At 74.7% G+C, this 11275-nt stretch carries 11 protein-coding genes; 4 read left to right on the top strand and 7 right to left on the bottom strand.

Annotation, left to right across the window (positions count from 1 at the left end; translation table 11 throughout):
• Positions 1-2: 2 nt before the first annotated feature.
• The 5 genes from AMK18_RS06565 to AMK18_RS06545 are packed head-to-tail and all read right to left on the bottom strand — an operon-like array spanning position 3 to position 5461.
• Positions 3-1265 carry an MFS transporter gene (locus AMK18_RS06565; protein ID WP_073862007.1) on the bottom strand — a complete coding sequence of 421 codons (1263 nt, stop codon included), beginning with the start codon at positions 1263-1265 and terminating at the stop codon, positions 3-5.
• Positions 1262-2320 (bottom strand): enolase C-terminal domain-like protein, encoded by a 1059-nt coding sequence (locus tag AMK18_RS06560; RefSeq protein ID WP_073862006.1) that lies wholly within the window; start codon positions 2318-2320, stop codon positions 1262-1264. The genes AMK18_RS06565 and AMK18_RS06560 overlap by 4 nt, the downstream gene beginning before the upstream one ends.
• Positions 2317-3384 (bottom strand): PLP-dependent cysteine synthase family protein, encoded by a 1068-nt coding sequence (locus tag AMK18_RS06555; protein ID WP_073862005.1) that lies wholly within the window; start codon positions 3382-3384, stop codon positions 2317-2319. Before AMK18_RS06555 ends, AMK18_RS06560 begins: the two co-directional genes overlap by 4 nt.
• Positions 3381-4208, bottom strand: a complete 828-nt coding sequence (locus AMK18_RS06550) for a Rossmann-like domain-containing protein (RefSeq protein ID WP_073862004.1) — start codon at positions 4206-4208, stop codon at positions 3381-3383. The genes AMK18_RS06555 and AMK18_RS06550 overlap by 4 nt, the downstream gene beginning before the upstream one ends.
• Positions 4205-5461: an ATP-grasp domain-containing protein gene (locus AMK18_RS06545; protein ID WP_073862003.1), complete on the bottom strand. Its 1257-nt coding sequence runs from the start codon at positions 5459-5461 to the stop codon at positions 4205-4207. Before AMK18_RS06545 ends, AMK18_RS06550 begins: the two co-directional genes overlap by 4 nt.
• 248 nt (positions 5462-5709) lie before the next feature.
• Here AMK18_RS06545 and AMK18_RS06540 point away from each other — a divergent pair, with 248 nt between their 5' ends.
• The 3 genes from AMK18_RS06540 (at position 5710) to AMK18_RS06530 (ending at position 9341) form a co-directional block, all read left to right on the top strand.
• Positions 5710-7002 (top strand): phosphoribosyltransferase, encoded by a 1293-nt coding sequence (locus tag AMK18_RS06540; RefSeq protein WP_073862002.1) that lies wholly within the window; start codon positions 5710-5712, stop codon positions 7000-7002.
• Positions 7003-7233: 231 nt separating this feature from the next.
• Positions 7234-8298: a tetratricopeptide repeat protein gene (locus tag AMK18_RS06535; protein WP_073862001.1), complete on the top strand. Its 1065-nt coding sequence runs from the start codon at positions 7234-7236 to the stop codon at positions 8296-8298.
• Complete coding sequence (locus AMK18_RS06530; RefSeq protein ID WP_073862000.1) at positions 8295-9341, top strand: polyprenyl synthetase family protein; 1047 nt, start codon at positions 8295-8297, stop codon at positions 9339-9341. The genes AMK18_RS06535 and AMK18_RS06530 overlap by 4 nt, the downstream gene beginning before the upstream one ends.
• Before the next feature lie 44 nt (positions 9342-9385).
• Here AMK18_RS06530 and AMK18_RS06525 read toward each other — a convergent pair whose 3' ends face one another.
• A complete protein-coding gene (locus tag AMK18_RS06525; protein ID WP_073861999.1) occupies positions 9386-9826 on the bottom strand; it encodes a DUF2000 domain-containing protein in 441 nt (146 codons plus the stop codon).
• Positions 9827-9914: 88 nt separating this feature from the next.
• Between AMK18_RS06525 and AMK18_RS06520 the strand changes: the two genes are divergently transcribed.
• Entirely contained in the window at positions 9915-10736 is an 822-nt protein-coding gene (locus AMK18_RS06520; RefSeq protein ID WP_073861998.1) for an AraC family transcriptional regulator, read from the top strand.
• Here the strand turns inward: AMK18_RS06520 and AMK18_RS06515 are convergent.
• Positions 10694-11206: a mycothiol transferase gene (locus AMK18_RS06515; RefSeq protein WP_020207229.1), complete on the bottom strand. Its 513-nt coding sequence runs from the start codon at positions 11204-11206 to the stop codon at positions 10694-10696. The genes AMK18_RS06520 and AMK18_RS06515 overlap by 43 nt on opposite strands.
• Positions 11207-11275 lie beyond the last annotated feature (69 nt).

Genomic DNA, 11275 nt, shown 5'->3' with positions numbered 1-11275 from the left:
CCTCACGCCCGGACCGGCAGGGGCGCCGACGCGACGGGCAGGGCCCCGGTGCGGTGCAGCCGGGCGACGGCGGCCGCCGAGGCGAGCCCGAGTCCGGTACAGCACGCCCACGGCAGCCACCCGGCGCCCATGCGCGCCCCGGTGTCCATCGCCCAGCCGACGGCGGCGTTGCCCAAGGCGGCCGCGATGCCGGAGACCACGTAGAAGACGCCGAAGTAGGTGCCGGTGAGCCGGGACCGGCCGAAGGCGGGCACGAGTTCCATCACGAAGGGCTGGGCGACCATGAGGCCGGTCTGGAGGAGCAGGGCACCCGCCAGGACCGGGACCATGCGCAGCGCGGTGCCGGGCAGGTCTCCCGGGTCCGTGCCCGGTCCGGAGGTCACGAGCAGGGGCGGTACGAAGGCCGCTGCCATGAGCGCGAGGCCGCAGCTGATCCAGCCCGCCCGGCTGCCACGGCGTTGCAGCGCCCGGGTGATAGGCAGCTGGAGCCCGAGCCCGGCGAGCGTCGCCACGACGAGGACCGGTCCGGCCGCACCGTCCCAGCCGGTGGCCCGGCGGGCGCCCTCGGGGAGCAGCAGATAGAGCTGGCTCTCCAGCGCGATCATGGCCACCATGGCCAGGGCGAACGCCATGAACGCGCGGTTCCCCACCACTTCGCGCCAGTCGGCGAGCACGCTCTCCTTGGCCGGGGCGACCTGTCCGGCGGGCAGCATCAGCGCCTGGGCGACGGTCAGGAGCGCGAAGAGTCCCGCCGCCGTCAGGGCTGCGGCCCGGAAGTCGACCAGAAGGAGCGCGCTGCCGAGGAGGGGGCCGACGAGGGCGCCGGTCGTCGCGAACACGTTGAACAGGGCGAACGCCTCGGCCCTGCGCTCCCCCGCCTCCTGGGCGAGGTAGGCGCGGACGGCCGGGTTGAACAGGGCGCCGGCCAGCCCGCTGAGCACGGAGGCCGCCAGCAGCACCGCCGTTCCGTCGCCGAGGGCGAACAGGCCGAAGCCCGCGGTCCGCAGCGCGCAGCCAGTGATGATCACGCCCCGGGCGCCCAGCCGGTCCGCCGCCGAGCCGCCCAGGATGAAGAGCCCCTGCTGGCTGAGGTTGCGCACGCCGAGCACGGTGCCGACGGCGGCGGCGGACATGCCGAGGTCGCGGCTCAGATGGACGGCGAGGTAGGGGATGAGGAGGTAGAAGCCGGTGTTGACGCCGAGTTGGTTGACCAGCAGGAGCCGGACGGCCGGGCTGAAGCTTCGGATCTCGCGCCAGGTCGTCACGGTCGCACCTCCGCCGGGGCGGGCGCCGGGCTCGGATGGACGCCGAGCCCCGGTCGCGTGCTCGCGCGTACGGTGCCGTCGTCGCCGCCGATGCCGGTCCAGGGGTCGTGAGCGAGCAGGAGGTGGCCGTCCAGGTCGGTCCACCGGGCGCGGTCGGCGAGGTGGACGGCGGGGGCGATACCGAGCGAACTGGCGGTGAGACAGCCGAGCATGAGATCCGTTCCGCTTCCGGCGATGAGGGCGGCGATGCGCAGGGCGGCGCCCGGTCCGCCGCACTTGGCGAGCTTGACGTTGATGCCGTGGACGCGGCCCGCGAGGCGGCGGGCGTCCTCGAAGGAGACCGCGTCCTCGTCCGCGATCACCGGCAGCGGTGACCGTGCGGCGAGCCGGGCCAGCCCTTCGGGGTCGCCCGGCGCCACGGGCTGTTCGACGGCCTCGACGCCCAGTTCGGCGAACCGCCCCAGCAGCCGGGGCGCGGCGGACCCGCTCCAGCCGCCGTTCGGGTCGAGCAGCAGGCGTACGCCGGGGGCGGCGGCGCGGACCGCGCGGACCCGGGCGATGTCGTCCTCCGGGTCCGCCGATCCGGCCTTGACCTTGAGGACCGTGAATCCCCGGTCCGCGAGGCGGGTGGCGAAGGATGCGGCCCGGGAGGGCGTGGTGATGCCGAGGGTCCGGGCGGTGGCGGCGGTGGGCGCGGTGGAGGTGCCGAGCAGCCGGTGCACGGGCTTCCCGGCGCGCTTGCCGGCGAGGTCGAGCAGCGCGGACTCGACGGCGGCCGTGACCGCCGGGGGCGTGGAGGTGGCGTCCTCGGGGAGTGCGGCGAGGGCGGTCTCGGGGTCGGGGAAGCGGGCGAGTGCGCGCGAGGACCGGTGCAGCCACTGGTGCAGGGCGCCGGTGTCCAGCCCGTAGTACACGCTGGTGACGGCCTCGCCGTGGCCGTGGAGTCCCTGGTGCTCGACGGACAGTTGGACGGCGTGCCGGGCGGTCGTGGTGGACCGGGAGATCCGCAGCGGCTCGGCGAGCCGGAGTTCCACGGTGCCGAGGGTGCACTTCATCGGTGCTCCCGGGGGTCCGTGACCGTGGTGCAGCGGGTCCAGCCGGTGGCCTCCGCCGCGCCGGGGTGGGAGATCTCGACGGGGCGGGTCGCGGGGGTACCCGTACGGAGGCCGTGGAGGGCGTTGAAGCCGTCGTCGAAGACGCTGCCGAGGTACCGGTGCGGTCCGTCGGGGAAGATGGTGGCCACGACCGCGCCCGGGTGCACGCGGGCGGCCCAGGCGGCGACGAGGGCGACGGCCCCGGTGCTCCAGCCGCCGCTGACGAAGTTGCCCCTGGCGAGCCTGCGGCAGCTGTCGGCGGCCTCGGCCGGGCCGACCCAGTGGACCTCGTCGAAGCGGTCGTGGGCGACGTTGCGGGGATGGATGCTGCTGCCGAGGCCGCGCATGAGCCGGGGGCGGGCGGGCTGGCCGAAGATGGCCGAGCCGGTGGCGTCGACGCCGATCAGCCGCAGGGCGGGCCAGTGTGCGCGCAGCGGGGCGGCGGTCCCGGCGCTGTGTCCGCCGGTGCCGACGCTGCACACCAGCACGTCCACCCGGTCGAGCCGGCCGGCGATCTCGGCGGCGAGCGAGGCGTAACCGGCGGTGTTGTCGGGGTTGTTGTACTGGTCGGGCCAGTAGGCGTCCGGCAGGGTGGCCAGCAGCTCGTGGAGCCGGGCGAGCCGGGCCGCCTGCCAGCCGCCCTCCTCGGCCGGGCGGTCGACCAGTTCGAGCCGGGCCCCGTGGGCGCGCAGCAGCTGCCGCATGGACGGTTCGAGTTCGGTGTCGCCCACCAGGATCACGGGGTGCCCGAGTGCCTGGCCCGCGAAGGCGAGGCCGATGCCGAGTGTGCCGGACGTCGACTCCACGACCGGGGCTCCGGGCCGGAGTTCGCCGCGTTCCTCGGCCCCTTGGAGCATCGAGACGGCGGCGCGTGCCTTCATGCCGCCCACCCCGAAGCCTTCGAGCTTGGCCCAGAAACCGGGGTGCGGACAGGGCAGGGGCGCGGTGATCCGGGCGAGCGGGGTGCGCCCGACCAGGCCGAGCAGTTCGCGGTTGCCGGCGGGGCGCAGGAGTGCCGTGGTCACCGGGTGCCTCCGTACTGGTGGATGGTGCCGGGGCCGCCGTCGAGCCAGAAGAAGGGGTACGGCTCCGCGGAGACGGCGGTGACCCCCGAACCGATGAGCCGGGGCAGGACCGCGCTGCCCGTCTGGGCGAACATCACGAGGGGCTTGCCGTGGCGCAGGGCGTGGGTCCTGAGCTGTTCGAAGGTGCCGTTGCCGAGGGTCATCCCCGAGGCGAGGACGGCGTCGCAGCGGCTGAGGTGGTCCGAGGCGTCGCCCCGTACCGGCTCGTCCCACTCCGTGGTGCCGCCCTTCAGATCGCAGGGCACGTACCGCAGTCCGCGCTCGCGCAACGCCTCCAGAAGCGAGTTGACGACGCCGACGACGAGCACCGAGCGGCCGGGCGGGAGGTCGAGCAGGCCGACGACGGCGTGCGCCCGGGCCCGCGACTTCTCCAGGGAGCCCCCGGCGGGCAGCGGCAACGGCCGGGCCCCCGAGGCGGGGCCATGCGGCAGGACGTGCATGAGGAAGGCGTCGAGCGCGGCAATCCGTACCGGCCGCAGCGGGTGGGCGAGCAGCGTGGCGGCGTCGGTGCCGACGCAGTCGTCGGCGGCGCCGTCCGGCAGCTCGCCCGGTTCGACCGCGCAGGAGCCGACGGCGGCACCGAGGCGCAGGCTCAGGACCTCGTTGCGGTAGCCGCCGGCCCGTCCCGTATGCCTGACGGACTGGCGGGTGGTGAAGGCGGTGCTGACACGGAGGGCCTTCGGGTCGTGCCCGTACGCGCCGGACAGGACGCGGGAGACGAGCTCGTCGCACGAGCCGGGGGCCGGGGCGGTGGGCGCGGTCATCGGGACACCACCCGGGGGCGGAGGCCCGCCAGCAGCGCTTCCACGCGGGCACGGGCGCCCGGCCCGTCGGTGTCGCCCGCCATCACATGCCCGAGGTATCCGTTGTTGCTGCCCTCGGCGGTGACCCGGGTGCCGGGCGCGGCGAGGCTCAGCTCCAGCACGTCGTCGGCCTCGCCGGCCGTGTCGCCGCCGTCGATGCCGTCCAGCACTCCCCCGGTGGCGGGCACCAGGAAGCCGATGGCGGCGCTGCGCAGGCCGGTGTCGTGCGGCCGCAGATCCGGCTCCTCGCCGAGGGCCACGCTCACACAGGCGGCGGCGAGGTCGATGCCGGTCACGTGCCGGACGAGTTCGGTGATGCGGTTGCCCGCCGGGCGGGGGTTGACCTCCACCACACGGGGTCCGGCGGGCGTCAGCTTGATCTCGGTGTGCGCGACGACGCCGTCCAGGCCCAGCGCCTCGATCGCCCGGACCGCGGTGTCCCGGGCCGCGCGGGCGTCCTGTCCGGTGAGGGCGGCCGGGAACATGTGCCCGGTCTCCACGAAGGCCGGGGCGCCGCCGACGCTCTTGTCGGTCACTCCGATCACCCGGGTCCTCCCCCGGTGCGTGACGGTCTCGACGCTGACCTCGGGACCGTGCAGCAGCTCTTCCAGCAGGATGACGGGGGAACGCCGCTGTCCCCGTGCGTTGACCGGGAAGTCGGCGAGGGCGCGGTGGGCGTCGGCGAGCTGGGTCTCGTCGTCCACGCGGCGCACCAGCATCCCCGCGCACAGGTCCACCGGCTTCACGACCAGCGGCAGCCCGATCCGGGCCGCCGCCTCGGCGGTTCCGGCCCAGTCGGCGCAGACCGCGTAGCGCGGCCCGGGCACTCCGGCACGGGCGAGGACGTCCCGGGTGGCGTCCTTGCGGCAGGCGTTCTCCATCGCCTCCGGGGCGGGTCCCGGCAGGCCCAGGCGGGCCGCAATCCGGGCGGCCAGCGGCAGGTAGTAGTCGCAGGAGGAGACCACGGCGTCGAAACCCAGGGCCTGGTGGGCCCGTTCGGCGAACGGCAGCAGTTGCTCCGGGTCGTTGGTGGGGGCCGTCAGCACGTTCCGGGCCGAGAGCAGCGGGTGCCGGGTGCCCTCGGGTGCCGAGCGCAGGTAGTGGTGCAGATCGCGGGTGAGGAAGGTGAACTCGTGCCCGCCCTCCCGGATCGCTCTGGGCAAGAGTCTGCTCATCGACCCGACCCAGCTCTCGACCATCAGCAGATGAGCCACAACTCCCCCTCTTGGACGCACGGTTGCGGAATTCCGGGCACACGCCGGCAGACGGCCGGCAGGCTGCGCGCCCGACCCCGCATACGTTAACGACAATCGTTTTCATTGTCATCTAGCTGTCGGAATCCCGTGCGTTTCCGCCGATTTGCGCGGGTCCGGCGAGCGCGGTTGATTGGAATGAGGTACGTGCGTCACCCGGCGACAGACGGGCGGGCGCCGTGCGTGGACCTCGATGTGGGGTGAGTCCTGTGCTGTTCGCCGACCGTCCCGACGCGGGCCGTCGGCTCGCCGAAGCCCTCCGGCCCCTCGCGCAGAGCGATCCCGTCGTGCTGGGACTCCCGCGCGGCGGTGTGCCGGTCGCCTTCCGCGTCGCTCAGGAGCTCGGCGCCCCGCTCGACGTCATCGTGGTCCGGAAACTGGGCGTCCCGAGCCACCCGGAACTGGGCTTCGGGGCCATCGGGGAGGGCGGCGTCCGAATCATCAGCGACGACATCGTGCGCCGGGCCGGGGTGTCGGACTCCGACATCGCGGCCGTCCAGGAGGCGGAGGAATCCGAACTGCGCCGCCGGGCCCGCGAGTTCCGCGGCGACCGGCCGCGCGTCCCGCTCGACGGGCGCACCGTGGTCGTCGTGGACGACGGGATCGCCACCGGCGCGACCGCCCTCGCCGCCTGCGCGGTAGCCCGGGCGCAGGGCGCCGCGCATGTGGTGCTGGCCGTGCCGGTCGCACCGCCGTCCGCGGCGGCCCGGCTGCGGAAGGAGGCGGACGAACTGGTCTGCCTGTCGTCACCGGCCGCGTTCTCGGCGGTGGGCGAGTGGTACCGGGACTTCGGCCAGACCCCGGACGAGGAGGTGGTCGCGCTCCTGGCCCGGGCCGCGCGGCAGACCGGGCCCCGGCTGACCAGCGACGTCCTGGTGGAGGCCGGCGGGGTCGACCTGCCGGGCACCCTCACCCCGGCCGGTGACTCCGGGGCGCTCGTGGTGTTCGCCCACGGTTCCGGGAGCAGCCGGCACAGCCCGCGCAACCGGTCGGTCGCCGCGGCGCTGAACCGGGCCGGTCTCGGCACTCTGCTCTTCGACCTGCTCACCGCGGACGAGGAGGCGGAGGGCGGCCATGTCTTCGACATCTCGGCCCTCGCCGGGCGCCTGGTGGACGCCGCGGCCTGGGTACGGGCCCATGCGCCCGGGCCCCTCGGCGTGTTCGGCGCCAGCACGGGCGCGGCCGCCGCACTCCAGGCGGCGGCCGTGCTGGGTGCGGACCGGGAGACGGGCATCGGCGCGGTCGTCTCGCGGGGCGGGCGGCCGGATCTGGCGGGCGCCCGCCTGGGCGAGGTCCGCTCCCCCACACTGCTGCTCGTGGGGAGCCGGGACACCGAGGTGCTGGACCTGAACCGCCGGGCGCAGGCGCAGTTGCGCTGCGAGAACCGGCTCGACGTCGTCCCGGGCGCGACGCACCTCTTCGAGGAGCCGGGCACGCTGGACGACGTCGCCGAGCGGGCCCGCGACTGGTTCGCCGGACACCTGGCCGACGGGGCCGCCTGACGGGGCGACGAGCACGCCCGGTCCACCGTTGCGACGACAATTCCCGGGACGAGGCAACCCCGGGCGCCGATCCGTGGTCTTGATCCACAGCAAGGCGGCACGCCGCACACACGACCACTCTCGCCCCTCCCCCCTGAGCACGGACCGGAGAACCGGCCTACTATACGCTGCGCGTATACATGCAGCGTATAGTCATGGCCGAGGCCGCCCGTGCCCGCGCGAAAGGCTTCCATGCACAGCAAGGCACTGGCGCCCGAATACCAGGGCGCCCTCACCAAGATGTCCGTGAACGCCTCCCTCACGGACGTACTCGCCGAGGGCGTACGCCACTTGGCAGAGGCCGAACGCTCCGGCTCCGCCCGGGAAGTGGCCCGTGCGGGTCTCGCCGTGGCCGAGGCGCACCGCAGGCTCGGCCAGGTCCGGGACGCCGACTCCGCGTGGAAGGCGAGTTACCGCGCCGCGCGCTCGGCGGACGACGCCGGGGCGATGGCCTGGGCCCTGTGGAGCGGCGGCACGCTGGCCCGCCAGCGCGGCCGGCTCCGGCTCGCGTTCCGGCTCCTGGGCCTGGCGGCCGACATGGGCAAGAGGGGCGGGGACGTCGTCGCCCGGGGCTACTCGCTCGCCGGCCTTGCGGAGACCGGGCGCATCCAGGGCGACTACCGGACCGTCGCCGCGCTGCACGAGCAACTGCTCGCCGAGGCCCGGGCACGCGGCGAGGCGCGCCACACCGTCTGGGCCCTGGAGGGCATCGCGCAGATCCACCGCAACACCGGCTCCTTCGACACCGCCCTGGCGATGTTCGAGGAGGCGGCCCAGCTGGCCGGTGACGCCGACGACCGGCGGGGCCGGGCCTGGGCGCTGCGCGGCATGGCCGACATCATCTCCGTACGCGACCACGACCCGGACCGCGCCCTGGAACTGCTGGCGGAGGCCGAGGTCACCTGCCGCGAGATGAAGTTGTCGAGCGCCCTGGCGTACAACCACAAGATGCGCGCCAACGTGCTCTACCGCGCCGGACGCCACGAGGAGGCCCGGCAGGGCTACGCGGGGGCGCTGGAGGAGTTCCGGGCGATGGCGGAGCCCCGGGGCGAGGCGCTGGCGCGGCTCGGCCTGGTGAAGTCGCTCGCCCGGCTCGGGCGGGACGCCGGGGAGACGGCCGCCGACCTGGACGCGCTGCGGGCCACGCTCGACCGGATCGGGCTGCTCAACGCCCGGGACATGGTCGACCGGGCGTACGCGGAGCTCGGCGTGGAGCGGGCCGGGGACACGGCCGCGGACGCGGGCGGTGGGCGATGACGTCCCCGACGGCCTCCCCGGTGACCGCACCGCGCATCCTGGCCCGCTGCCGCGCCCTGGTCCGCCCCGCCCTGTCCCGGGCCGTGCGCCAACTGCATCCGTGGCACGCCGAGATCACCGCGTTCTCGCTCGGGTGGGACGGCGTGGACGGCGACGACGTGCCGGGCGCCCAGGGCAAGGGCCTACGTCAGGCGCTGGCCGTGCTCGGCGCGGAGGCCGTCGGGGCGGAGGCCCGGGACGCGGTCCCCGGAGCGGTCGCCGTCGAGCTGATCCACACCTTCTCCCTGCTCCACGACGACATCATGGACGGCGACGAGACGCGCAGGCGGCGCGCCACCGCCTGGAAGGCCTACGGAACCGGTCCGGCGGTCCTCGCGGGGGACGCGCTGTTCGCCCAGGCGGTGCGGACCCTCACCGACGCGCCGGGCAGGCAGTGCGCCCCGGCGCTGCGGCTGCTCGCCGGGACCCTCACCGACCTGGTGCACGGCCAGGCCGACGACCTGCTCTTCGAGTCGCGGCCCTGGACCGGTCCCGACGCCGTGCGGGCGCACGAGTACCGGCAGATGGCCGAGCGGAAGACCGGTGCGCTGCTGGGCTGCGCCGCCGGTCTGGGCGCCCTGCTCGGGGGCGCCGGGCGCACGGAGGCCGACGCGCTGGCCGCGGCGGGACGCCACCTGGGCGTGGCGTTCCAGGCGGCGGACGATGTGCTGGGGATCTGGGGCGATCCCGCGGTCACGGGCAAGCCGGTGCACGGCGACCTCGGGCGCGGCAAGAAGACCTACCCGGTGCTCGCCGCGCTCGCCGCGGGCGGCCCGGCCGCGACGGAGCTGGCGGCGCTGCTGCGCGGCGGCCCGCTCGACGAGGCATCGGTGCGGCGGGCCGCCGGGCTGGTGGAGGAGGCCGGCGGGAGGGCCGCCGCCACGGCGGAGGCGCACGGCCACCTGGAGCGGGCGCGGGCCTGCCTGGAGAGCGTCGCGTCGGCGCCCGACGCCCTGGAGGAGATGCTCACGCTGTTCCCGTACGTCGTGGACCGCGCCCTGTGACGCCACCGCGCCGCCCCTCGTTCCGGCGGGCGGCGCGGCCGTCGTCACCGGTGCATCGACGCACCCTTGAGGATCTTGTCCACCGCGTTGCGGGGGCCGTGCACCGCGATCCCGACCAGGTCCAGCGAGTCGCGGTGCACCGCGCGCACGGCGGCGCGGTTGTCGCGGTCGTTGCCCGTCGCGAAGAGGTCCGAGGTGAACACGGACAGCGCGACGCCCCGGCCCACAGCACGGGTGTGGGCGGTGGTCAGCATCTCCTTCGTGCCCTCGAAGACCATGACGGGCTGGCGGAACATCGGCAGGTACGGGGTGTCGTCCGCGTCCGTGTAGGGCTCGCCGATCAGCTCCGGGGCGGCCGTACCGAGACCGCTGACCAGGAAGGCGGTGACGTTCAGCCGCTGCCAGGTCTCCAGGTCGTTGCGGAGCAGCACGGCGATCTTGGTGTCGAAGCGGACGGGGGCGGTTGCGGCGGTATCGGCTGTCATGCCCCGAGCCTGCCGGGGCGGCCGGGGCCCGGTCTTGTACGAACTTTGCACGTCGGGGCGCGGCGACCACCCGGCGTACGATCGGCGTATGGCCGCAGCACGTCCCGAGATCACCGCGTGGTCGCCGCCCGTGGAGGGGATCGCCGAGGTCTTCCACGCGCGTTTCACCGACCACGCCTACCCCATGCACACGCACGACGCCTGGACGCTGCTGGTCGTGGACGAGGGCATGGTGCGCTACGACCTGGACCACCACGAGCACGGTGTGCTCACCCACACGGTGACGCTGCTGCCGCCGCACGTCCCGCACAACGGCGCGGCGGCCACCCCCGAGGGCTTCCGCAAACGCGTGCTGTATCTGGACACCGGCCAGGTGGACGAGCGGCTGATCGGCCGGGCGGTGGACCGGCCGGTGCTGCACGACCCGGCGCTGCGCGGCCGAATCGACAGCCTCCACCGCACGCTCGCGCACCCGGGTGACGAGCTGGAGGCGGCCAGCCGGCTCGCCCTCGTCGCGGAACGGCTCGCACAGCACCTGGGCGACCGGGTCGGCTCGGCCCCGTACGTCCACGACGGCAGGATCGCGCACCGGCTGCGCGAGCTGCTCGACGCGACGTATGTCGAGGGCATCACGCTCCAGGAGGCCGGTGCGCGGCTGCACGCCCATCACGCCCATCTGGTACGGGCGTTCAGCCGCGAGTTCGGGATGGCACCGCACCAGTACGTCACGGGCAGGCGGGTCGATCTGGCGCGGCGGCTGCTGCTCAGCGGGGTCCCGGCGTCGGCCGTCGCCGCGTCGGCGGGTTTCTACGACCAGTCGCACCTGACCCGCCACTTCAAGCGGATCGTGGGAACGGGCCCGGGCCACTATGCGCGGCGTTCGAGCACTCCGCGTACGAAAGCGGCCTGACCCGCGTGCTGCAGGTCGTCCGACAGGACGCTGACCAGCCGCACCCCCAGCGTGACGGGCGGGTCCCACGCCTCGTCCACGACACGGGCCAGCGCGTGTCCGTCCAGGCCGCGGAGGTAGGCGAGCGTGTTCTCGTGGACGGCGTCGTAGTAGCCGAGGAGCAGATCGGCGGAGCCCACGCGGACGGCGGCGACCTCCTTGCTGCTCTGCCCGTAGCCGGTGGCGTCGGCGGGGAGGGGGAGGTCGAAGCGGCCGGCCCAGTCCTGGGCGGTCCAGAGCTGTTCGGTGCCGGCCGCGTCCGCGATGTGGTCGTCCTGGACGCGGGTGAGATGCCAGACGAGCCAGGCGATCGAGTTGGCGTCGTCGTCGAGCCGGGCGTGGAGGGCGTCGGGGTCCAGGCCCTCGACGGCCGCGTGCACGGTCTCCTGGATGCGGGAGTACCCATCGGTCAGGATGTCGGTGACGTTCATGCGTTCAACCATGGCCGTTCCCCTTCCCCCGCACGGCCACCGACACGCACGGGGGCGGGCACCGGCGGG

Source organism: Streptomyces sp. CB01249 (assembly GCF_001905735.1).
Classification (GTDB): Bacteria; Actinomycetota; Actinomycetes; order Streptomycetales; family Streptomycetaceae; genus Streptomyces.
Note: the sequence above shows the minus strand (reverse complement) of the source record. Positions and strands in the feature narration are given on the sequence as shown.